A 22,628-nucleotide genomic window follows, 5' to 3' on the forward strand; every position below is an offset into this window, starting at 1 on the left:
CTACTGACACTACTCCATCCGCGCCGGTTGTGATCGCCGAAGGTCACACACCGTACAACTAAAGCGCCTGTGGGACCGGCATTGGAGCATGCGGTCCACTGTAACGGGCTATTGGTCGAATAATTTTGGTGTCGATGGATTGTTCCAAGACGTTCGCGCTCCAGCCTATCACTCGGCTGCACGCGAACGTCGGCGTGAACATTGTCCGGGGAATCCCGCACAGTTCCAGAGTCACCCCTGCCCAGTACTCGACGTTCACATGGAGGGAACGGCCCGGCTTGAGTTCCTCCAGCAGTTCTACGACTCGGCGTTCCACGGTCATGGCGAAGTCGACCAGCGGGCCGCCGAGCGTCACCGCGATGTCCCGCAACATCCGTGCGCGGGGATCCTCGGTGCGGTACACCGCATGACCGAAGCCCATGATGCGGTCGCCACCGAGGATCCTCGCGCGCACCCACGCGTCCACGTGCTCGGGTGAGCCGATCAGGTCGAGCGACTCCAGCGCGCGATCCGGCGCGCCGCCGTGCAGCGGTCCGGAGAAGGTGCCGATCGCCGCGGTGATGGCGGAAACCACGTCAGCGCCTGAGGAAGCGACGACGCGCGCCGTGAACGTCGACGCGTTGAAGCCGTGGTCGATCGTCGAGATCAGGTACTGCTCGACGGCCCGCACCACGTCCGCCGGCGCCTCGGTGCCGGTCACCATGTACAGCCAGTTCGCGGCCGCCGAGAGGTCGTCGCGCGGCTCCAGCGGTTGCGCGCCGGACCGGATCCGGTGCAGCGCGGCGAGAATCGTCGGCGTCACCGCGCACACCCGCAGCGCGTCGGCGCGGCGTTGCGCCATCGGCGCGTCCCACATCGGGGCGGACGGCAGCATCGACAACGCGGTGCGCAGGCCGAAGAGCGGTGTCGTGCTCGTCGCGATCGCCGGCAGCACCGCGCGGAGCTGGTCCGGCAGCGCGCGCAGCGGTGCGACCTCCGCGGCGAAGTCCGCGCGCTCGGCGGGCGACGGCAGGTGGCCTTCGACGAACAGGAACCAGACGTCCTCGAACGTCCGCGTCCGCGCAAGCTCGATCGCCGAGTACTGCCGGTAGTGGTAGAAGCCCTCGGTGCCGCGCACGTCCCCCAGCGCCGTCGTGGTCACGACGACGTCCTTCAAACCCCTTGGTACTTCAATCGCAGCGGTCATGATTTCACTATCCATGTATCGTCAATATTGATGGAATCAATGTTGACGACCGCTCAAGCGGCACGGCGGCTCGGCGTGAAGCCCGAGACGGTCTACGCGTACGTCAGTCGCGGCATGCTGACCAGCACGAAGGTCAACCGGGTGAGCATGTTCGCGGCCGACGAGGTCGAGGCGCTCGCGGACCGGTCCCGCGGCGGCGGCGTCGGCGCGACGGAGCGGATCAGGACGAAGATCACGCTCCTGGAGTCGGACCGGCTCTACTACCGCGGTCGTGACGTGACCGAGCTGACCGCGCACCCGGTCGAGTCCGTCGCGCAGCTGCTGTGGACCGGCGCGCTGGCCGAAAGCCGGTTCACCGCACCGGACGCGGTGCGCGAGCAGGTGGCCTCCGTCGTGGGCTCGCTGCCGCCGACGGCCACGCTGACCGACCACATCCGCGTCGCCGTCGCGGTCGCCGGTGCCTCCGACCCGCTGCGGTTCGACCTGGCACCGCCGTCGGTCGTGCGCGGCGCGGCGGCGCTCATCGCGTTGGTCGTGGACACGCTGCCCGCCCGGCAGGCGCCATGCGGTGACGACCTGGCGAACCGCTTGTGGGCCAAGCTGACCGACCAACCGCCGCAGCCGGAGCTGCTGAACACCGCGCTGGTGCTGATGGCCGATCACGACCTGGCGGTGTCGACGCTGGCGGCGCGGGTCGCGGCCAGCGCGCGGGCGCACCTGTACGCGGTGGTGTCGGCCGGGCTCGGTGCCATGGAGGGCCAGTACCACGGCACGGCGAGCACCATCGCGCACCGGTTCCTGCTGGAAGCTGAGAACGATCCGGCCCGAGCGCTGGGTGAACGTCTGCGCTCCGGCGCCGGGCTGCCGGGTTTCGGGCACGCCGTCTACCAGCGGCGGGATCCGCGCGCCGAGCACCTGCTCGCGGCGTTGCGGCCGCACGGCCCGCTCGTCGCGGACGAGGTCATCGCAGGCCAGCCCCACACCTTCCCCAACACGGACCTGGCGCTGGCCGAGATGGCCCGGCTGTTCGGCATGCCACCGGAGGCGGGCGAAGCCGTCTTCTCGGTCGCACGGGTCATCGGCTGGGTGGCCCACGCGCTGGAGGAGTACGCGGAACCCGGTCTCAGGTTCCGCGCGATCGGTGTGTACACGGGGGACCGCCCGTAGCAACATGGATGATGTGTCGACCACCGCCGAACGTCGCACGCGTCTGTCCGCAGTGGACAATCTGAAGGTGATCCTGGTCGCCTGGGTCATCGGGGGCCACGCCCTGCTCGGCTACTCCGCGATCGGCGGGTGGCCCTACGACGAGATCAACGAGGTGACGTTCCACCCCGGCGTGGAGACGGTGCTCGCCGCCGTCATCGGTCCGTCCGGTTTGTTCTTCATGGGCGTCTTCTACTTCATGGCCGGTCTGCTGACACCGGATTCGGTGCGGCGCAAGGGACCGAAGCGCTTCGCGCTCGAACGGTCGGTGCGGCTCGGCCTGCCCTGGGCGGCGTCGGCTCTGCTGGTGTGGCCGTTCTTCCTGTGGGTGGCCTACCGGGGTGCCGGGCGCGACGTGTCGTTCTGGTGGGTCCTCACGCACCGGGACCCGTTGCTGGACAGCGGATCCCTGTGGTTCGTGCTGGTGCTGCTGATCTTCTCGGTGGGCTACGCCGCGCTCACGTTCCGCAAGACCGACGGCACCACGCTGCTCGCCCGCAGGCACGTCGTGCGGGTGACCGTGCTCGTGGCGCTGACGACGTTCGCGGTGCGGCTGGTGTTCCCCGCCCGCAGCGGCCAGATCGGCGACCTGCACCTGTGGTGGTGGCCGCAGTGCCTCGGGATGTTCGCACTGGGCATCGCGGGCGGCCGCCGGTTGGCCGAACGCATCCCGGACGACGTGTACCGGTTGTGCCGCACCATCGTCGTCTTCGTGATCCTGCTGCTGCCCGTGGCCGCCGCCGCACTCGGTGTGCTCGACCTGGCGGACGACGCCGGGCCGTTCCTCGGCGGGTTCCGCTGGCAGGCGATGTTGCTCGCGGTGATCGAGGGTGTTCTGGTGGTCGCCGGATCACTGTGGATGGTCGGGTTCGCCCAGCGGCGGTTGCGGAAACCGGTGCCCGCGGCCGTCAACCGCGGCGCGTTCGTGGCGTTCGTGGTGCAGGGGCCGATCCTGTTGCTGATCGCGACGGCGGTGCGCCCGCTGGCCGCTCCCGCCGAGGTGAAGGCGCCCTTGGTGGGCGCGCTCGCCATCGTGCTGTCGTTCGGGATCGGCTGGCTGGTCACCCGCCGCCGCGCTCGGGCCTGAGTCCTACCTCCCGGTCAGCCGCTTCAGCACGCTCGTGGTGATACCGGCCGCGTCGAGCCCGTGCGCCCGCAGGATCCGGGCCCGCGAGTCGTGCGGCAGGAACCGGGGCGGCAGGGCGAACGTGGCCACGGTCGTGCCGGTGCCCGTCATGGTCTGCCCGAGCCGGGCACCCAGCGCACCGGTGGACGTGGTGTCCTCCACCGCCATCACCAGCCGGAAGCCGGCCGCGTGCTGGACGAGGTGCTGGTCCAGCGGTGCGATCCACCGCGGGTCGACCACCGAGGCGCGGACACCGTGCCCGGCCAGCTCGGCGGCCGCCGCGAGACAGGGCTCGGCGAGCGGCCCGACCGCCACGAGCAGCACGTCGGCGTCCGGTTGTTCGGTCAGCACGTCGAAGTGGCCGACGCGCCGCACGGCCGGGATGTCCGGGCCCACCGAGGCTTTCGGGTAGCGCACCACGGTCGGCCCGTCGGTGACGTCGACCGCCTCGCGCAGCAGTTCGGCCAGGCGGGCGGGGTCGCGGGGTGCGGCGAGCCGCAGGCCGGGCACGACCGGGAGGATCGAGGCGTCCCACATGCCGTGGTGCGAAGCGCCGTCCGGACCCGTCACGCCCGCGCGGTCCAGCACGAACGTCACCGGCAGGCGGTGCAGCGCCACGTCCATGAGCAACTGGTCGAAGGCGCGGGTGAGGAAGGTCGCGTAGACCGCGACGACCGGGTGCAGGCCGCCCATCGCCAGACCCGCCGCGGACGTCACCGCGTGCTGCTCGGCGATGCCCACGTCGAAGACGCGGTCGGGGAAGCGGGCCGCGAAAGCGCGCAGGCCGACCGGCTCCAGCATCGCGGCGGTCAGGCACACGACGTCGGGACGGGAGGCGCCGATCGCGACGATCTCGTCGCCGAACGCGTGCGTCCAGGTGCGGCCGCTCGAGGAACCGGCGGCGCCGACGGCGTGCATGCGGTCGGACTCGTCCTGCTCGGCGGCCTCGTAGCCCTTGCCCTTCACGGTCAGGCAGTGCACGACCACCGGGCGGCCCAGTCGCTTGGCGCGCCACAGCGCGTTCTCGACGGCCTCCAGGTCGTGGCCGTCCACCGGGCCGACGTACTCGAGGCCCATGCTGGTGAACAGGTTGTTCTGGCCACCCTCGCGCAGCTCGGTGAGGTGCCGCGCCAGACCACCGGTCGTGGGGTCGTACGAGCGGCCGTTGTCGTTCAGCAGGATCACGACCGGGCGGTCGGGTGCGCCGCCGATGTTGTTCAGCGCCTCCCAGCACATGCCGCCGGTCAGCGCGCCGTCACCCACCAGCGCGACGACCCTGCGGTCGCAGTGGCCGGTCAGCTCGAACGCCTTCGCCAGACCGTCCGCATAGGACAGTGCGGTCGACGCGTGCGAGTTCTCGATCACATCGTGCGCGGACTCGGCGACCGACGGATAGCCCGACAGGCCACCGGCCTGGCGCAGCGACTCGAAGTCGCCCGCCCGGCCGGTGAGCATCTTGTGCACGTAGGACTGGTGGCCGGTGTCGAACAGCACCACGTCGGTGGGGGAGGAGAACACCCGGTGCACGGCGATGGTCAGCTCCACCGCGCCCAGGTTCGGGCCGAGGTGGCCGCCGGTGCGGTGCACCTTCGCGATCAGGAACGAGCGGATCTCGTCCGCGAGCGCGCGGAGCTCCGAAGTGGACAGTGCGCGCAGCGCGCCGGGACCGGTGATCTCACTGAGCACGGCGCACCGCCGACGGCAGCGTGAACTGGATGGTCTCCTCGGCGAGCGTTCGCTCGACCACCGAACGCGGGCCCAATGCCGAGATGACCTCGTCGACGAGCTCCGGTGGTGCCGACGCACCCGCGCTCAGGCCGATCACGCGCGCGCCCTCCAGCCACTCGGGTTTGATCTCGCTCGCGTCGTCCACGAGGTACGCGGGCGTGCCGGAACGGTTGGCCAGCTCCACCATGCGCACCGAGTTCGACGAGTTGCGCGACCCGACCACGAGCACCAGATCCGCTTCCTCCGCAACGGCTTTCACCGCCACCTGGCGGTTGGTCGTCGCGTAGCAGATGTCGTCCGAACCGGGGGAGAGGAGGGTGGGGTACTTGGCGCGCAACGCGTCCACGACCTCGACCGTCTCGTCGACGGCCAGCGTGGTCTGGGTCAGGTACGAGATCTGGTCGCCGGGCAGGTCGAGCCGGGCGACGTCGTCGGCGGTCTCGACGAGCACCATCGGCGCTTCACCCATCGTGCCCTCGACCTCCTCGTGCCCCTCGTGTCCGATGAGGACGATCGTGTCGCCGCGCGCGGCGAACCGGCGCGCCTCGGCGTGCACCTTGGTGACGAGCGGGCACGTCGCGTCGATGACGTCCAGCTCGCGGCGCGCGGCCTCGTCGCGCACCGCGGGGGAGACGCCGTGCGCGGAGAAGACGACCGTCGCGCTCGGCGGCACCTCGTCCAGCTCCTCGACGAACACCGCGCCCTTCGCTTCCAGCGACGCCACCACGTGCACGTTGTGGACGATCTGCTTGCGCACGTAGATCGGTCCGCCGCGCTGCTCCAGCAGCCGGTCGACGATCTCGATGGCCCGCTCCACCCCGGCGCAGAACGACCGGGGTGAGGCGAGCAGGACGGTGCGGTCCATGCCGCCAGCCTTTCTTGAGGTGCCGTCAGGGGCACCCTCGCGACGCCGCAAGGGTGCCCCTGACGGCACACCCGATCAGTGGTCCCTGCGGGTCACCAGCTGGGCGAGTGCGGCCAGCTCGGCGCCGGCGCGAGGGGTCGGTGAGATCGAACCGAGGTGGTCGAGTGCGACGGTGAGCAGCTCGTCGGCCTGCTGCTGGGCCCACGCCCGGCCGCCGGCCGCGTCGACGAGCTCGGCCGCGAGCGCGAGCTCGGCCGCCGACAACGGTTCCTGGCGGTGGTAGAGCGCACCGAGCCGCGCGCCTGCCGACGTGCCCGACTCGAGCGCGTGCACCACCGGCAGCGACTTCTTGCGGCTCTCCAGGTCCGAGTGCGCGGACTTGCCCGTCACCGCCGGGTCGCCCCAGATGCCGAGCAGATCGTCCACGAACTGGAACGCGAGCCCGAGAGACTCGCCGAACCCGCGCAGGTGCAGCACCTGCTCCGGCGTGCCGCCACCGAACAACGCGCCCAGCGCGCACGCCGCACCGAGCAGCGCGCCGGTCTTGCCGCGCGCCATGGTGATCACCTCGGGCACGGACACGTCGGACCGCGTCTCGAAGTCGATGTCGGCGGCCTGCCCGTCGAGCAGCGCGACGACCGCGTCGCCGAGAGAGCGGATCGCGTCCAGCGCACGCGGGTGCTCGCTGGCGGCGAGCACGTCCACCGCCAGCGTCTGCAGCGCGTCACCGGCCAGGATCGCCGGGTTGGTGCCGAAGATCGTCCACGCGGTCGGCCGGTGCCGCCGCGTGGTGTCGCCGTCCATGACGTCGTCGTGCAGCAACGAGAAGTTGTGCACCAGCTCGACCGCGACCGCGGCGGGCACCGCGTCCGGCGCCAGGCCGCCGACCGCCTCGGCGGCCAGCAGCACCAGCGCGGGACGGATCGCCTTGCCGCCATCGGCACGGGTCGGGTTGCCCGCACCGTCGCACCACCCGAAGTGGTAGGCCGCGATCCGGCCCATCGACTCGGGCATCCGGTCGACCGCGGCCCGAGCGGCCGGGTCGACCTGCGCCTTGCTCCACGCGAGCACCTCGCCGGCCGGTCGGCCCGCCGTCCGCGCGAGATCAAGCAGTTCGGTCATCAGCGGCCGATCTCGACGTGCTCGAGCACGCCCAGCGCGTCGGGAACGAGGATGGCGGCCGAGTAGTACGTGCTCACCAGGTACTTGAGCACCGCGTGCTCGTCGATGCCCATGAACCGCACGTTGAGGCCGGGCTCGTACTCGTCGGGGATGCCGGTCTGGTGCAGGCCGATGACGCCCTGGTTCTCCTCGCCGGTGCGCATCGCGATGATCGACGTGGTGCCCTGGTCGGTGATCTGCAGCTTGTCGCACGGCAGGATCGGGATGCCGCGCCACGACGGCACCTGGGTGCCGTTGACGTCGGCGAGCTGCGGGTAGAGACCGCGCTTGCTCGCCTCGCGGCCGATCGCGGCGATCGCCTTGGGGTGCGCCAGGATGTACTTCGTCTTGCGGCGGCGGCTGATCAGCTCGTCCATGTCGTCCGGGGTGGGCGGCCCGGAGCGGGTGTGGATGCGCTGCTTGAGGTCCGCGTTGTGCAGCAGACCGAAGTCCTTGTTGTTGACGAGCTCGAACTCCTGGCGCTCGCGCAGCGCCTGGATGGTCAGCTTGAGCTGGTGCTCGACCTGGTCCATCGGCTGGCTGTAGAGGTCCGCGACGCGCGTGTGCACGCGCACGATGGTCTGCGCGACGCTCAGCTCGTACTCGCGCGGCCGCAGCTCGTAGTCGACGAACGTGCCGGGCAGCAGCGGCTCGCCGGTGTGGCCGGCCGCGAGCTTGATCTCGGCCTCGCCGTGCTTGTTCTGCGCCTGCGCCGGGCTCGACACCTGCAGCGCGATGTGCTCGCGCAGCGGCTGGACCTGACCGTTGAGCTGGTCGAACGTGCTGCGCGACATGGTCAGCACGGTCGTGTGGGTGAGCGCGCGGGCGGTGAACGCCCACTCGCTGTCCTGACCGGCGAGCACCTGCTCACCGAAGTACTGGCCGTCGGCCAGCACACCGAGCGCGACGTCGTCGCCGTACTCGCCGCGACCGAGCTGGCTCACCTTGCCGTGCGCGATCAGCACGATCTGGTCGGCCCGCCCGCCGATCTCGGCGATCACGTCACCCGGCGCGTACTCCCGCTGCTCGAACCGGTTCGCGATCGCCGTCAGCGCGGCCTCGTCGTCGAACCCGCGCAGCAGCGGCAGCTCGCACAGCTCCTGCGGCACCACGCGGATCTCGGAGCCGACGCTGGTGAACGTGAGCAGGCCGTCGCCGACCGCGTAGCTCAGCCGCCGGTTGACGCGGTACGCGCCACCCTTGGCCTCCACGAACGGCAGGACCTTCAGCAGCCAGCGGGGGGAGATCCCCTGCATCTGCGGGGCAGACTTGGTGGTCGTCGAGAGGTTCTTCGCAGCGGCCGTACTCAGGCTCAGCCGCGCGTCCTCCGCACCAATGCCCGGATCGGTCACAGTCACGACGCATCCTGCCAATCTGTTTGTGCGACAAGAGGTTTAACGAACGAGCAGGGCAGCGGTACCCAGCCCGCTCGGGCGGTGGAACGCGGTTCGCCGCGGGGGCGTGACGCCCCGGTAGCGGCCGGTCCGCGCAGCCCAGGTGAAGTAGCCCGCGATCCAGGACCTGAGCGCGTCGGCGTGGTCATCCTCGGCGAGGTCCTGGAAGTCCCGCAGCCGTGCGGAGATCAGGTCCTGGACGACGTGCACGGCGTCCTGCTGCTCCCCGCCGAAGAAGTCCCGCACGGCCAGGACGGCGTTGACGAGGGTGCCCTCACCGACGACGTCCTTGTCGAACGACACGACGTCGTTGTGGAGTCCCACCACGTCGGCGAACGGGTCGGTCAGCTGCCGTCCCGGCGGCGGCGCGCCGGTGGCGAACCGGGCCAGTGCCGCGGCGAACTCGGCACCGCTGGTCCTGCGGCGCATCTCCACGAAGTCGACGGGATCCGGCACCCGGCCCTGCACGTCGTTGTGCAGCTCCCAGAGCCAGCTGTCGAGCATGTCGTGCAGCGGCCCCACCGGCAGGTCCTTCGAGCGGGCCAGCAGGTCCGCCAGCGCCTCCTCGACGGGACCGGCGGGATCGCCGAGGTTCTTCAGCCGCTCGACGAACGCCTTGGCAGCGGCGATGTTCCGGGTGCGGATGAAGGCGTGGGCGAAGAAGTCGTCGGCGTAGAACCGCCAGGTGTGCCAGTCCGCCACCAGGTCGAGTGCGTCCGGCGCGGCGTGCGGGTGGGTGAGTGCGGCGAACAGACCGTAGTCCGCGGCGTCGAACGACTCGGGCGTCCACACACCCGAGTCGAGGAAGCCCTTGTCCCGCGCCCATGTCCGTGACCTGACGCGGTCGACGTGCGGGTGCATGCGTGCCGGGAACGGCGCCTCAGCGGGCATTGCCCACCCCCAGCCGCGCCGCGGCCGTGCCGAGGCCGGTCGGGCCGCGCAGGATCGTGCGGGCGAACGCGTCGTTTCCCGTGCCCGCGCTGGTCTTCATGTAGCGACCGGCGTGCAGGTGCCACTCGTGCCCACCGGACTGCCAGTCCTGCAACCCCTTGACGTACTTGCCCACCAGCGCCTGCTGGACCGGGTCGACGCCGTGCTCGGCGAACAGCGGTGCCAGCTCGGTGAACACGGTGTTCTCGAACTGGTGCAGCCGCGAGGTGAGCAGGTCGTTGACGGCGTCGACGGCGCGCTGCGTGTCGTAGCCGAAGAACTTCTCGAACACGAGCACCCCGTTGGAGTTCTCGCCCTCCTGCTCGACTTCCCGTTGGTACGAGAAGATGTCGTTGCGCAGGTGGATGGCGTCCGAGAACGTGTCGCTGAGCACCCGGAGGGGCCGGGTGCCCGCGATGGATGCGGGCACCTCGGCGCCTTCGGACAGCTCGACCAGGTTCGCCGACCACGGTGCGCCGCCGACCTTGCGGCGCATCTCGATGTACTCGATCGGGTTGGCGACCCGGCCCGACTTCATGTTGTTGATCTCCCACATGCACTCCAGCAGGAGGTTGTGGGTGCTCGTCGTGAACCGCCGGCGCCAGTCCTGCGACATCAGCGGGATCGTCCGCTGCCACAGGTCGACCAGCCCGCGCTCGGTGGGGTTCGCCGGTTCCGGAGACGGGTCCGTGCCGTTGATCGGCATGAACGCGGGCAACCGGTCCAGATATGCCTTCGCACCGGCGACATCCGTGGACTTCTTGAACTCCGCGAAGAACTCGTCGTCGAAGTAGAAGACCCAGACGTACCAGTCGGTGATCAGGTCGAGCATCTCCGCGGACGCGTCCGGGTGCGTGTACGCGCACATGAACCCGTAGTCGTCGCCCGCGAGGATCTCTTCCGTCCACACCCCGGTGCCGAGCATCCCCATGTCCCGCGCCCACTGCGTCGAGTGGACGCGGGCGCGCTCGAGGTGCGGGTTCATCCGTGCCGGGTGGGGCACGTAGAACTCCGGCAGTTCGAACGGCTGGGACATCAGCCCTCGCGACCGAGCTCGACGTGCTCCAGGACACCGACGGCGTCGGGAACCAGGATCGCGGCCGAGTAGTACGCGCTGACCAGGTAGTTGATGATCGCCTGGTCGTTGATGCCCATGAAGCGCACGGACAGGCCCGGCTGATACTCGTCCGGGATGCCGACCTGGTGCAGTCCGATGACGCCCTGGTTCTGCTCGCCCGCGCGGATCAGCATCACCGAGCTGGTGCGGGTGTCGCTGACCGGGATCTTGTTGCAGGGCAGGATCGGGATGCCGCGCCACGCCGGGAGCTGGTGGCCGTTGAAGTCGATGCTCGTCGGGTAGATGCCGCGCTTGTTGCACTCGCGGCCGAACGCCGCGATCGTGCGCGGGTGGGCCAGGAAGTAGCCGGGGTCCTTCCACACGACCGAGAGCAGCTCGTCGAAGTCGTCCGGGGTGGGCGGCCCGGAGCGGGTGTGGATGCGCTGTTTGAGGTCCGCGTTGTGCAGCAGGCCGAAGTTCCTGTTGTTCACGATCTCGTGCTCCTGGCGCTCGCGCAGGGCTTCGATCGTGAGCCGCAACTGCTGCTCGACCTGGTCCATCGGCTGGTTGTAGAGGTCCGCGACTCGCGTGTGGACCTGCAGCACGGTCTGCGCGACGCTCAGCTCGTACTCGCGCGGCGAGAGCTCGTAGTCGACGAACGTGCCGGGCAGCACGGGCTCGCCGTCGTGGCCCGCCGACATGCCGATCTCGGCCTCGCCGAACTCGTTCTGCGGCTTGTTGCGGCTGCTGTGCGCCTGCTGGATGTGCGCGCGCAGTCCGCCCGCCTCACCGTTGAGCGCCTCGAAGTCCTGCCACGACAGGGTCAGCACGGTGACCGGCGTGACCGCCTTCGCGGTGAAGTCCCACTCGCCCTGCGGGCCGGCGAGGACGCTCTCACCGAAGTACTCGCCGTCGGCGAGGTTGCCGAGCACGGTCTCGTCGCCGTACTCGCCCTCGCCGACCTTGTTCACCTTGCCGTGCGCGATGAGCACGACCTGGTCGGAAGGGCGGCCCTTCTCGACGATCACGTCGCCGACGCCGTACTCGCGCTGGGTGAAGCGGCCGGCGAGCGCCGCGAGGACGGCGTCGTCGTCGAAGCCGCGCAGCAGCGGGAGCTCGCACAGCTCCTGCGGGACGACGCGGATGTCGGAACCGATGTTGGTGAAGGTCACCCGGCCGTCGCCGACCTGGTAGCTGAGCCTGCGGTTGACGCGGTAAACGCCACCCGAAGCCTGAACCCAAGGAAGCACGCGCAGCAGCCAGCGGGAGGTGATTCCCTGCATCTGAGGCACGGACTTGGTGGTCGTCGCGAGATTGCGCGCCGCCGCCGTGCCCAAACTCAGCTGCTGACGGCCCTCATTGAGGTCAGAATCCGTCACAGTCACAACCCACACCCACCCATCTCAAAATGCGCCAAGAGCAATTCCCGGTTAGCCGCGACGACGCTATCCATCGCAAAAGGCGCAGGGGAAGCGGCCAAAGAGGCGACACGCTAGTGGGTGTTCTAGTGGATCATGCGCTACGCAGAGTGCATCTGCTGCGCAGCGCAACAACATGAGCACATCTCATTAGGGTGATCAAGACGCTATTCGTGACGATGTGGAATTGTTACTCCAATGGCCTAGCGGGTTTGGTTGAGCGCTTATAGCACACCACTATCGGTCGCTCCGACGTGGCCGAAAGTTCAACTCCTGGACGTACATAGAATGTGATAGAGAACGCTTATCGGGCATTGAGGAACTGTGTCAACTGGCCAACCACGAACGAGTGGTCTTCGAGTTGTGGCAATCCCGATACACCAACAGTGCCAATAGGCCCTGTTCCGCGAAGGATCACCGGGAACACGCCGCCGTGCGCCGCGTAGACGTCGGGGTCGAGCCGCGAGCTCTCCTCGAACGTCGTGCCCCGCTCCCGGAACGCCGTGCCGACGTGCAGCGAGCTGTGCCCGTACCGGTCGACGACACGGCTCTTGCGCTCGATCCACGCGTCGTTGTCCGCGGACGTGCCGGGCAGCGCGGCGTGGAAGAGGCGCTGGCCGTTGCGGCGCACCGAGACGGTCATCGCGAGCCCCTGAGCACGGGCGGCGGCGAGCAGGTGGGCGCCGAGCTCGAGCGCGGTCTCGTTGTCGAACCGCTCGAACTGGAGGCGGTCCTCCTGGGCGAGCAGTTCCTGACTCGTAGGACTCACAGCTGCACTACCTCCTGCTCACGGGCCGACCGGAACGCGGCCTCGATGACTTCCAGCGCGTAGACCGCCTCACGCGGGTCGACGGGTGTGCCGCCGTCGCGCAGGGTCTCGTAGAACCGCTCGTACGCGCCGCGTTCGAGAGGGACTTTCGACCCTGCCTCGAGCAGGCCGACGAAGCCCTGGCGCTCGGCCGGTTCCTCGCCCCATCCGGGGTCTCCCGGACGGCGCCCGGCCGCGAGCGCGTCCTCCTGCCCATCAAGTCCTTTGATGACAAACGCTCCCTCGCCGCCGAGGACGCGGAATCGCGGACCGTGATGTGCGGCGGTCGCGCTGGCCCACAGGTGTGAGCGGACCCCGCTCGTGTGGGTGAGCGCCACGAACACGTCGTCGTCGACGAGTGCTCCCGGACGCCGTCGGTCCAGTTCGGCGTACACGGTGCGGACCGGCCCGAACAGCTGAATCGCCTGGTCCACGATGTGCGCGCCCAGGTCGTAGAGCAGGCCACCCGCCTCGTCGGGTGCGCCGAACTCGCGCCAGTTGTCCCAGATCTCGGGCACCCAGCGCTCGTAGCGCGACTCGAAGCGGCGGATGTCCCCGAGCCGGCCGAGGTTCGCCCGAACGGTCAAGAAGTCGCTGTCCCAGCGCCGGTTCTGGAACACGGTGAGTTGCACACCGTGCTCCTCGGCCAGTTCGACGAGCCTGCGCGCCTCGCGGGCGGACGGCGCGAACGGCTTGTCGACCACGGCCGGGAGGCCCGCCTCGATCGCCCTCGTCGCGAGCTCGACGTGGGTCTTGTTCGGCGTGGCGACCACGACGAGGTCGAGCTCCTCGGCGAACAGCTCGTCGGCGCTGTTCAGGACCTTGGCGGTGGGGTGGGCGGCTTCGGCGTGCGCGCGGCGTTCGGGGTCGGCGGTGACGATCGCGGCGAGCGTCATGCCGTCGGTGGACGAGATCAGCGGCGCGTGGAACACCCGGCCCGCGATGCCGTAGCCGAGCAGACCGACGCGGATGTCGGAGGTCATGCACCCATTAAAGCAACGCTGTTGCGTAATGTCATACGATCGTGGTGTGGACCTCGGATTCGTGCGCAGCTACAACGAGTCGGTCGTGCTGGGGCTGGTGCGCGACGGCGCCGCGACGCGGGTCGAGCTGGCCGAGCTGACCGGGCTGACGCCGCAGGCGGTGTCGAAGATCATCGCGCGGCTGGTCGCGGCCGGGCTGGTCGCCGAGGGCGGCACCCGCAACGTCGGCGTAGGCAAGCCCCGGACGTTGCTCACCGTCGTGCCCGGCGGCGCGCACGCGTTCGGCGTGCACGTCGACCGCGACGAGCTGCGGGTCGTGCTGACCGACCTGACCGGCGCGGTGGTCCACCGCTCGTCGACCCCGCTGTCCGCCGGGTTCACGCCCGCTGTCGTCGTCGACGCGCTGGCCGCCGCCGTCTCGTCCGCCGCCGTCTCGTCCGTCTCGGTCGAGCGGCTGCTGGGCGTCGGCATCGGGATCGCCGGCCCGCTGGACTTCCGCGACGGCGTGGTGCACGACGCGACCGGGCTGCCCGGCTGGCACGACGTGCCGCTGCGCGAGCTGGTGTCCGCGCGTCTCGGCCTGCCGGTGCTGGTCGACAAGGACACGAACGTCGCGGTGGTCGCCGAGGCGTGGCGGCGTGGTCCCGAGTTCCGCGACGCGGCGGTGGTCTACGTGGGCACCGGTGTCGGCGCCGGGTTGCTGCTGGACGGCACCGTGCACCGGGGCGCGCGATCCGGTGCGGGGGAGTTCGGGCACACGACGATCCAGCTCGACGGTCCGGCGTGCGCGTGTGGACGGACGGGGTGCGTCGAGGCCGTGCACCGCGTCCGCGTGGAGTCCGGTGACCTGCCGGCCGCTGCCGACGTGCTCGGTGTCGCGGTGATGGACCTGGTGCGGTTGCTGGACATCTCACACGTCGTCCTGAGTGGACGGTCGGTGCTGGACGCGCCGGGTGCATACCTGTCGGGGGTGCGTGCGCGGGTGCCGTCGTCGGAGTGGCTGCCGGTCGAGGTGAGCGTGACCGCGCTGGGTGCGGACCTGGTCGCGGTCGGGGCCGCGCAGCTCGTGCTGGGGCAGTTGTTCGCTTAGCCTGAGGTACGTGGACGTTCAGCACGTCACGGGGGCGCCACGGCCGTCGCTGCTCCCGTTCGTGACGCGGTACGACGGGTATCGGATGCGCACCGAGCCCGGCGTCCACCGCGGCCTGCCCGGCCGCTCGCTGACGATCGTCCTGACGCTCGACGGCACCGTCGACATGGCGTGCGGCTCGTTCGAGACGCTGGTCAGCGGTCTGCACGACACGGCGGTGCTGATCACGCACCCCGGTGTCCAGCACGGCGTGCAGGTCGAGCTGACGCCACTGGGAGCGCGCGCACTGTTCGGACTTCCCGCGGGCGAGCTCGCGTTCACGTCGCTGACCTGGGACTCGCTCGGTGCGCCCGGTGACGAGGTGCTCGACCGGCTGCGGTCCGCGCTCACCTGGGCGGACCGGTTCGCGGTGCTGGATTCCGTGTTCGCGCGCCTGCTGAGCCCGGTGCGGCTGCCCGCGCCCGAGGTGGTGTGGGCGTGGGAGCGTCTCGCCGCCGGGTCCGGTGTCGGTGACATCGCCCGCGAGGTCGGCTGGAGCCGTCAGCACCTCGCCGGTGCGTTCCGCCGCGAGTACGGGCTCACGCCGAAGGTCGCGGGGCGGGTGATGCGGTTCGAGCGCGCCAACCTGATGTTGCGCGGGATGCGGCGTCCCGGCCTCGCCGAGGTCGCCGTCGTGTGCGGGTACACCGACCAGGCGCACTTCACGCGCGAGTGGCGCGCGTTCAGCGGTGCGACGCCGACGGAGTGGATGGCGGCGGAGCTTCCATTCGTACAAGACGTCTCGGTGCTGCCGGCCGCATCCTCGTAGCCATGACACCTGCATCCACTGTGTGGCCGACGCTTTCCTATGACGACGCGCCGGCCGGTATTCGTTTCCTGGTCGAGGCTTTCGGGTTCGCGGAGCACCTGGTCGTGCCCGGCGAGGCCGACGGCGAGGTCGTGCACGCCGAGCTCGTGTGGCCCGAGGGCGGCGGCGTGATGCTCGGGTCGAGCAAGCGTTCGGCCGGTGAGTCCGGGGGAAGTGCTCAGGGCTCGGCCTCCATCTACGTCGTCACCGCGAATCCCGATGAGGTGTATGCGCGGGCGCATGCGGCCGGAGCCGTTGAGGTGCGCGGGTTGCGCGACGAGGACTACGGCTCGCGCGGATTCATCGTGCGGGACCCGGAGGGCAACACCTGGAGCTTCGGCTCATACCGGGGAGCGAGTAATTGACGAACGTGCAACCTGGGTGAGTGAAGCGGAGTCCTCCATGGTGATCGTTTTTTCACCACAGGGGAGGACATGTGCGACCAGCCAGACATCTGGTGATCGCCGCTCTGGCCGCCGGTCTCGTGACGCCGGCGGCTCAGGCGGCACCGGCCGTTCAGCACGGTGCGAGCACTCGCACCGTCACGTTGATCAGCGGTGACAAGGTCGTCGTCGACGACAAGGGCGCGTTCGTCGGCACCGAGGGGAGGCCGGGCACGTCGTTCGTCCGGTACGTCGAGAACGACCACCAGTTCGTGGTGCCGGAGGACGCGCTGCCGTTGCTGGCGAAGGACCGGTTGGACAAGCGGTTCTTCGACGTCACGGCACTGCTGGACTTCGGGTACGAGGACGCGAAGATCGACCACATCCCGGTGCTCAACAGTGGTTTCCGGGCTGCCGGGAACACGGCGAAGAAGGACGCGGCGCAGCAGTGGGGCAGGCTGCTGCAGGCGAGCATCCAGTCCGAGAAGATGTGGCTCGACGGACGGGCGAGGCTGACGCTCAACGAGAGCGTGCCGATGGTCGGCGCGCCGCAGGCGTGGCAGAACGGCCTGGACGGCAAGGGCGTGACGGTGGCCGTGCTGGACACCGGGTACGACCAGGGGCACCCCGAGCTGCAGGGTGTCGTCAGCACCAGCAAGGACTTCACCGGCCTCGGCATCCAGGACACGAACGGCCACGGCACGCACGTGGCGTCCACCGTCGCCGGGCGGGGTGGCACGTACACCGGCGTCGCGAAGGGCGCGACGCTCGCGGTCGGCAAGGTGTGCGAGGAGTTCGGCTGCCAGGAAAGCGCTGTCATCGCGGGCATGGAATGGGCTGCGCGAGAGGCGAAGGCCAAGGTCGTCAGCATGAGCCTCGGCGGCGACCAGAGCGACGGCACGGATCCGTTGTCCCAGGCCGTGAACCGCCTCACCGAGGAGACCGGCGCGCTGTTCGTCATCGCGGCGGGCAACTCGGGCGTCTACCGCAGGGTGTCGTCGCCGGCCGCGGCGGACTCGGCGCTCGCCGTCGCGAACGTGACGAAGCAGGGGCCGCTCAACGACTCGTCGTCGCGCGGGCCGCGGATCGGTGACCACGCCGTGAAGCCGGACATCGCCGCGCCCGGCACGGACATCGTCGCCGCACGGGCCAAGGACACGCTCCCCGGCCAGGCGGTCGACGAGTTCCACGCCCGGCTGACCGGCACCTCCATGGCGACGCCGCACGTCGCCGGTGCCGCCGCGATCCTGGCTCAGCGCAACCCTTCCTGGACCGCGGGGGAGCTGAAGGCACATCTCATGGGGACCGCGAAGGACGGCACCAAGCCGGACGAGGTGGGCACCGGGCTGCTGGACGTGGCGAAGGCGGCCACGCAGCAGGTGCGCGCGGACGCGGGCAGCCTCTCGTACGGGTTGCTGGAGTGGCCGCACACCGAGGTCAGGAACAAGACGATCACCTACCGCAACGACGGCGACCAGCCGGTGACGCTGAAGGTCTCGTTGCCGCTGAACGACTTCAGCCTCTCGGCCGACACGGTCACGGTGCCCGCGCACGGCACCGCGCCGCTCACCGTGATCCTCGACCCGCGCAAGGGCCTCGGCCAGTTCTACGGCTACCTCACCGCGGAGGCACCGGGCGTGAAGATCACCACCGCGGTCGGTGCGTACGTGCAGGAGGAGCGGCACCGGCTGACCGTCCGCGCCACCGGCCGCGACGGAAAGCCCGTGGGCGAGTACATGTTGCTGGTCAACCAGACCACCGGCGAGAGCTCGCCGCTGCTGCTGGACGCGACCGGCGTCGGCTCGGTCAAGCTGCCGGTCGCGGACTACGCGGTCCTCAGCCGCGTCAAGGAGTACGACGAGGCGCGGCACTGGTACGCGCCCGTGTCGGCGACCGACGTCGTGGGCAAGGTGTCCCTCGCGCAGGACGCCGAGGTCGTGCTGGACACCCGGCAGGCGAAGCCGATCAAGGTCGACGTCGGCGACTCCCGAGTGGCGCAGCTGCACCGGGAGACCGACCTGTCGGTGCCGAGGATCCCCAGCAAGAACACTTCAGGCGTCAGCGGCCCGCTCTACGGCGCCACCGACGTCTACGGCCTGCGCTTCGGCGACCCGGTGGCCAACGTGACCTACGAGACGCTGCTGAAGGCCGCGCAGCCGCGCGTGTCGATCGACGGCCGGTTCCGGTTCCCGCTCGGCACCTACGGTTCGAGCGGTCCGGTCTCCGGCAGGCACGAGTACCCCGTCGTCCTGCCCGGCGGTGACGTCAAGGGCGCGCTCGTCGTGCTGCAGCTGAAGGACGGCGCCGAGTGGGAGATCTTCGACCACGCGCAGAGGTTGAAGGACGCCGGAGCCGCCGCGGTGCTCCAGGTCGGCCCCATCCCGTTCGCGATGAACGAGCAGACCGCGCTGCCCGTCGTGTGGGCGACCCAGCACCACGCGGCCGGTCTGGTGCGTGAGCTGTCCGAGGGCAAACCGGTGCGACTGACCCTCACCGGGGCGGAGACCTCTCCCGTCAGCTACAACCTCTTCTACCCGGAAAAGGGTCTTCCCGCGGGCAAGACCTACACGCGTGGCCCGGTGGCCGAGGTGAGCTCGACCTACCGCTCGTCCGGTGCGGACGCTCTCGTCTCGCAGCGCGTGCACCCGGTGGTGGAGGGCCAGCCGGCCAAGATGATCCTGCTGCTCGACGAGTGGCTGCTGGCCCCGGCGTCGCGCACCGAGTTCTACACGGCGGGCAACGGGATCGGCTTCTACCGCGAGGTCGGCATCGGCCGGATGTTCGGCGCCGACGCCCGTGACCCGCACGTCGGGAACTGGAGCGACCAGCGGTACCTGAAGTTCCGGCCGGGGCAGAAGACGTCCGTGGTCTGGAACGAGGGCGTGTCCGCGCCCCGCGTCGGCATCCCGCCCGGCGGGTACGCGCCGTGGTCGCGCAACGAGGTGGCCCGCGCCGGCGACGCCATCTCGGCGTCGGTGTCGGTGTTCTCCGCGGGCAACGCGCTGGAGGGCTGGGTCCGCAGCGGCTGGGGCACGCTGGCGCTGAGCCGCGACGGTCAGCCGCTCGGCACCTCGCCGCGCCCGTCGTACGGCGAGTGGCGGGTGCCGCCGGGGCAGGGCCGCTACGAGTTGGCGCTCTCCGCGGAACGCGCGGGCGCGCCGCAGGTCGCGCTGTCCACGCGGGTGGACACGAAGTGGGGGTTCACCTCCGCCACGTCCACCGGCGCGTTGCCGTTGTTGCAGGTCGCGTACGACATTCCACTCGACATCCGCAACAGCGCGCGGGCCGGTGCTCCGGTACCGGTCAAGTTCACCTTCCCGAGGCAGTCGGGTGCGGGCCACGCGACGGTGCGTGACTGGAAGGCCTGGGCGTCCTACGACGACGGGGCCACCTGGGTGCCGGTGCGGTCGATCATTCCGCCAGGAGGGAAGGCCGGTGGCTTCGTGTCACTGAAGGTCACCGCGTCGGACACCGACGGCAACACGGTCGACCAAACGGTGTTGCGCGCATACCGCCTGCGGGCGTAACCGAGTGCACCGGACTTCGTTGATGGGACATGACCACCCGTGACAGCGAAGTCCCGGTTGGACTGGCGCGGCGACGTTTCCTCACGTTCCTGGTCGCCGCGCCAGTCCTCACCATCGCCGTACCCGGCACGGCGGAGGCCGTCATCCCGACGCTGCCGCAGCCGGCCGAGATCATGGATCTCGGCGAGATCCTCATACTCGCCGGCACACCCACCGCCGGAGCGCTCGCGGTGCTCGAGGTGGGCGCGGACGGTGTCGTCACACTCGAACTTCCTCGCGCCGAGGTCGGTCAGGGCATCACGACCGCCGCCGCGATGCTCGTCGCCGAAGAGCTCGACCTGCCGCTCGACCGGGTCCGCGTCCGGCTCGCCGACGCCCGCCCCGAGCTGCTGTTCAACCAGCTCACCGGCGGTTCGAACACGATCCGCTCGGTCTACGGGCCCGTGCGCAGCGCGGCCGCGGCCGCTCGCTCCCGGCTGCTCGCGGCCGCGTCGAAGGAGCACGACGTCCCCGTCCAGCGACTGTCCACTCGCGACGGTGCGGTGATACTGCCGGACGGCCGGCCCATCGCCTACGGGCTGCTGACCTCGGCCGCCGCGCAGCTGACCGGCGTGTTCGCCGCGCAGCCGAAACCCGAGTCCGAGCACACGCTGGTCGGCACGCCCCAGTCGCGCATCGACGCGCGGGCCATGGTCACCGGCCAGTTCAAGTACACCCTCGACCACGACGTGCCCGGCGCGATGCCGACCGTCGTGCGCCGCCCGCCGACCATCAACGGCAGCGTGCGGTCGGTCGACGACAGCGTCGCCCGCGCGATGCCCGGCGTGCTCGCGATCGGTGTCGTGCCAACGGGTGTGGCCGTGGTAGCCGAGACCTTCGGCCAGGCGATCGCCGCGAAGGACGCGCTGAAGGTCACCTGGAACGCGGGCACCGTAGACACACTGTCCGATGTGGACATCAAGGCCGAGCTGCGCGCCGCCGCACTGCCGTTCGTGGTGCCGCCGCTGCTGACCCAGCACGTGGACGCCGAGTTCGACTTCGCGTTCGTCAGCCACGCCCCGATGGAGACGAACTCGGCCATCGCCGACGTGCGCGCCGACCGCGCGGAGATCTGGGCGGGCCTCAAGTCGCCGATCGTGGCGAGGCAAACCATCGCCGCCGCCATCGGCCTGCCGGAGTCCGCGGTGAAGGTGCACGTGATGCAGGGCGGCGGCTCGTTCGGCAGGCGCCTGTTCTTCGACGCCGCACTGGAGGCAGCACAGATCTCCAAGACGCTGCGCCGCCCGGTGAAACTGATGTGGACCCGAGTAGACGACATGCGCCACGGCCGCGCCCGCGCGGCGTCGCACCACAAGCTGCGCGCCACGTTCGGCCTGGGCAACGTGCTGACGTTCGAACACCGCGTCGCCTCCGTGGAGACCGACTTCCGCCACGGCCTGGGCGAGATCCTGACCGCCACCGCCGCGTCCCTGCCGGTCGGCGGCAACCTGAGCTTCGCGCAGACGGTGTTCCTCACGACCGTGAAGGTGCCCTACAACTTCGGCGTGGTGACCTCACTGCTCAACGAGGTCCCGCTGAAGATGCACACGTCGTCCTGGCGCTCGGTCTACTCGGCCAACACCCGCGGCGCCGAGGAGATCCTGGTGGACGAGCTGGCCCGCAAGATGGGCAAGGACCCCGTGGCGTTCCGCCGCGAGCACCTCAAGACCTCCCGCCAACGAGCCGTGCTGGACAAGGTCGCCTCGGTGGGTCAGTGGGGCCGCTCGATGCCACGAGGCTTCGCCCAGGGCGTCGGCTTCCACGACGAGTACAAGTCGTGCACCGCGTGCCTGGTGGAGATCGACGCCCGCAACCCCAAAGCACCACGCGTGGTGAAGGCCGTGATCGCCGTGGACGTGGGCCGCCCGGTCAACCCGCGCGGCCTGCAGGCACAACTGCTGGGCGGCCTGACCGACGCGATCTCCACGACGCTGCGCGCCGGCCTGCACATCGACAAGGGCCTGCCGCTCGAGGGCTCGTATTCGCAGTTCCACTACGCGCGCCAGTCCGACGCGCCACTGGACGTGCAGATCATCGTGATGCCCGCCAACGGCGAACCGGGCGGCGCGGGAGAACTGGGCGTGCCAGCGGCGGTCGGCGCGATCGCCAACGCCTACGCGCGAGCGACCGGCGTAGTGCCGCGCAGCTTCCCCATCAACTTCCCCGTCGACTTCGAGCCGTTCCCGCGCTGAAGGAGCAATTCCGGTGCCCAACTACACCTTCGTCGTCAACGGAAAGTCCGTGACCGTCGATGCTCCGGCGGATCTGCCGCTGCTGTGGGTCCTGCGCGACAAGCTCGGCGTGCACGGCCCGAAGTACGGGTGCGGCATCGGCGTGTGCCGGGCCTGCACCTCACACCTGGACGGCGCCGAGATCCAACCGTGCATGAAGCCCGTCGTGGAATGCGCGGGACATTCGGTCACGACCATCGAAGGACTGGCGTCGGGTGACGATTTGCACCCGGTGCAGCAAGCCTGGCTGGAACAGGACGTAGCACAATGCGGCTACTGCCAGCCCGGCCAGATCATGGCAGCGGTCGCATTGCTGAAGCAGACGCGCAACCCAACAGACGCGGACATAGACCGAATCGCCAACGTCTGCCGCTGCGGCACGTATTTCAGAATCAGGCAGGCCATCAAACGAGCAGCAGAACTGCTCAACGAGCAAGGCGTACCAGCCACCAACTGACTTGCGCCGAAGGCGAGCACCCCAAAGCCCGCGAAGCCGGAGGCGAGCCGTCCAAGAAAACCAGTGGGTGGTGGGGTCTCCGTACGGCGCAGGCGAAGCCCTGCCGCATTTCGAGGGTGGGGTCAAGACGTCTTTTTGTCTTGACCCCACCCTAAAAATGTGGCTGCCTCTGGTGCGCCGTACGGAGACCCC

At 69.9% G+C, this 22,628-nt stretch carries 17 protein-coding genes and 1 pseudogene; 8 read left to right on the top strand and 10 right to left on the bottom strand.

Features of this window, described 5'->3' with window-relative positions; all coding sequences use genetic code 11:
* Positions 1 to 58: 58 nt before the first annotated feature.
* On the bottom strand, positions 59 to 1,186 hold the full coding sequence (locus FKR81_RS34445; protein WP_222598497.1) for a citrate/2-methylcitrate synthase: 1,128 nt from the start codon (positions 1,184 to 1,186) through the stop codon (positions 59 to 61).
* Positions 1,187 to 1,216: 30 nt separating this feature from the next.
* On the opposite strand from FKR81_RS34445, the gene FKR81_RS34450 reads away from it, so the two are divergent.
* Both FKR81_RS34450 and FKR81_RS34455 read left to right on the top strand, forming a co-directional pair.
* The gene (locus FKR81_RS34450; protein WP_146358414.1) at positions 1,217 to 2,353 is read left to right on the top strand and encodes a citrate synthase; all 1,137 of its coding nucleotides are present in this window, start codon (positions 1,217 to 1,219) and stop codon (positions 2,351 to 2,353) included.
* A 67-nt stretch (positions 2,354 to 2,420) separates the two neighbouring features.
* Positions 2,421 to 3,479 carry an acyltransferase family protein gene (locus tag FKR81_RS34455; RefSeq protein ID WP_146358415.1) on the top strand — a complete coding sequence of 353 codons (1,059 nt, stop codon included), beginning with the start codon at positions 2,421 to 2,423 and terminating at the stop codon, positions 3,477 to 3,479.
* Positions 3,480 to 3,482: 3 nt separating this feature from the next.
* Here FKR81_RS34455 and FKR81_RS34460 read toward each other — a convergent pair whose 3' ends face one another.
* The 9 genes and pseudogenes from FKR81_RS34460 to FKR81_RS34500 form a co-directional block, all read right to left on the bottom strand.
* Entirely contained in the window at positions 3,483 to 5,204 is a 1,722-nt protein-coding gene (locus FKR81_RS34460) for a 1-deoxy-D-xylulose-5-phosphate synthase (RefSeq protein ID WP_146358416.1), read from the bottom strand.
* On the bottom strand, positions 5,194 to 6,111 hold the full coding sequence (gene ispH / locus FKR81_RS34465; protein ID WP_146358417.1) for a 4-hydroxy-3-methylbut-2-enyl diphosphate reductase: 918 nt from the start codon (positions 6,109 to 6,111) through the stop codon (positions 5,194 to 5,196). The genes FKR81_RS34460 and ispH overlap by 11 nt, the downstream gene beginning before the upstream one ends.
* Positions 6,112 to 6,186: 75 nt before the next feature.
* A complete protein-coding gene (locus FKR81_RS34470) occupies positions 6,187 to 7,233 on the bottom strand; it encodes a family 2 encapsulin nanocompartment cargo protein polyprenyl transferase (protein ID WP_146358418.1) in 1,047 nt (348 codons plus the stop codon).
* Positions 7,233 to 8,630 (bottom strand): family 2B encapsulin nanocompartment shell protein, encoded by a 1,398-nt coding sequence (locus tag FKR81_RS34475; RefSeq protein ID WP_186763347.1) that lies wholly within the window; start codon positions 8,628 to 8,630, stop codon positions 7,233 to 7,235. Before FKR81_RS34475 ends, FKR81_RS34470 begins: the two co-directional genes overlap by 1 nt.
* Positions 8,631 to 8,666: 36 nt before the next feature.
* Complete coding sequence (locus FKR81_RS34480; protein ID WP_146358419.1) at positions 8,667 to 9,557, bottom strand: terpene synthase family protein; 891 nt, start codon at positions 9,555 to 9,557, stop codon at positions 8,667 to 8,669.
* Positions 9,558 to 9,576: 19 nt separating this feature from the next.
* Positions 9,577 to 10,632 (bottom strand): annotated as a pseudogene (locus tag FKR81_RS34485) (terpene synthase family protein); the annotation flags it as partial.
* Entirely contained in the window at positions 10,632 to 12,038 is a 1,407-nt protein-coding gene (locus tag FKR81_RS34490) for a family 2B encapsulin nanocompartment shell protein (RefSeq protein ID WP_222598498.1), read from the bottom strand. The pseudogene FKR81_RS34485 and the gene FKR81_RS34490, both read right to left, overlap by 1 nt.
* Positions 12,039 to 12,375: 337 nt before the next feature.
* Positions 12,376 to 12,840 carry a heme-degrading domain-containing protein gene (locus FKR81_RS34495; RefSeq protein WP_146358421.1) on the bottom strand — a complete coding sequence of 155 codons (465 nt, stop codon included), beginning with the start codon at positions 12,838 to 12,840 and terminating at the stop codon, positions 12,376 to 12,378.
* The gene (locus FKR81_RS34500) at positions 12,837 to 13,862 is read right to left on the bottom strand and encodes a Gfo/Idh/MocA family oxidoreductase (protein WP_146358422.1); all 1,026 of its coding nucleotides are present in this window, start codon (positions 13,860 to 13,862) and stop codon (positions 12,837 to 12,839) included. The genes FKR81_RS34495 and FKR81_RS34500 overlap by 4 nt, the downstream gene beginning before the upstream one ends.
* A gap of 46 nt (positions 13,863 to 13,908) precedes the next feature.
* Between FKR81_RS34500 and FKR81_RS34505 the strand changes: the two genes are divergently transcribed.
* The 6 genes from FKR81_RS34505 (at position 13,909) to FKR81_RS34530 (ending at position 22,436) form a co-directional block, all read left to right on the top strand.
* Positions 13,909 to 14,952, top strand: a complete 1,044-nt coding sequence (locus tag FKR81_RS34505; RefSeq protein WP_328593179.1) for an ROK family transcriptional regulator — start codon at positions 13,909 to 13,911, stop codon at positions 14,950 to 14,952.
* 10 nt (positions 14,953 to 14,962) lie between these two features.
* The gene (locus FKR81_RS34510) at positions 14,963 to 15,760 is read left to right on the top strand and encodes a helix-turn-helix domain-containing protein (RefSeq protein WP_235921975.1); all 798 of its coding nucleotides are present in this window, start codon (positions 14,963 to 14,965) and stop codon (positions 15,758 to 15,760) included.
* A gap of 2 nt (positions 15,761 to 15,762) precedes the next feature.
* On the top strand, positions 15,763 to 16,164 hold the full coding sequence (locus FKR81_RS34515; RefSeq protein WP_146358424.1) for a VOC family protein: 402 nt from the start codon (positions 15,763 to 15,765) through the stop codon (positions 16,162 to 16,164).
* Between the two features lie 71 nt (positions 16,165 to 16,235).
* Positions 16,236 to 19,709: a S8 family serine peptidase gene (locus FKR81_RS34520; protein WP_146358425.1), complete on the top strand. Its 3,474-nt coding sequence runs from the start codon at positions 16,236 to 16,238 to the stop codon at positions 19,707 to 19,709.
* A 29-nt stretch (positions 19,710 to 19,738) separates the two neighbouring features.
* Positions 19,739 to 21,940, top strand: coding sequence for a xanthine dehydrogenase family protein molybdopterin-binding subunit (locus tag FKR81_RS34525; protein ID WP_146358426.1), 2,202 nt, complete (start codon positions 19,739 to 19,741; stop codon positions 21,938 to 21,940).
* A 13-nt stretch (positions 21,941 to 21,953) separates the two neighbouring features.
* Entirely contained in the window at positions 21,954 to 22,436 is a 483-nt protein-coding gene (locus tag FKR81_RS34530) for a (2Fe-2S)-binding protein (RefSeq protein ID WP_146358427.1), read from the top strand.
* Positions 22,437 to 22,628: the final 192 nt, after the last annotated feature.

Origin of the sequence: Lentzea tibetensis (assembly GCF_007845675.1) — a bacterium.
GTDB classification, from domain to species: Bacteria; Actinomycetota; Actinomycetes; order Mycobacteriales; family Pseudonocardiaceae; genus Lentzea; species Lentzea tibetensis.

Coding starts and splice junctions, on each gene's coding strand:
- FKR81_RS34445 (WP_222598497.1), bottom strand. CDS start 1,186: ATGACCGCTGCGATTGAAGTACCAAGGGGTTTGAAGGACGTCGTCGTG.
- FKR81_RS34450 (WP_146358414.1), top strand. CDS start 1,217: ATGGAATCAATGTTGACGACCGCTCAAGCGGCACGGCGGCTCGGCGTG.
- ispH (WP_146358417.1), bottom strand. CDS start 6,111: ATGGACCGCACCGTCCTGCTCGCCTCACCCCGGTCGTTCTGCGCCGGG.
- FKR81_RS34470 (WP_146358418.1), bottom strand. CDS start 7,233: ATGACCGAACTGCTTGATCTCGCGCGGACGGCGGGCCGACCGGCCGGC.
- FKR81_RS34480 (WP_146358419.1), bottom strand. CDS start 9,557: ATGCCCGCTGAGGCGCCGTTCCCGGCACGCATGCACCCGCACGTCGAC.
- FKR81_RS34500 (WP_146358422.1), bottom strand. CDS start 13,862: ATGACCTCCGACATCCGCGTCGGTCTGCTCGGCTACGGCATCGCGGGC.
- FKR81_RS34515 (WP_146358424.1), top strand. CDS start 15,763: ATGACACCTGCATCCACTGTGTGGCCGACGCTTTCCTATGACGACGCG.
- FKR81_RS34525 (WP_146358426.1), top strand. CDS start 19,739: ATGACCACCCGTGACAGCGAAGTCCCGGTTGGACTGGCGCGGCGACGT.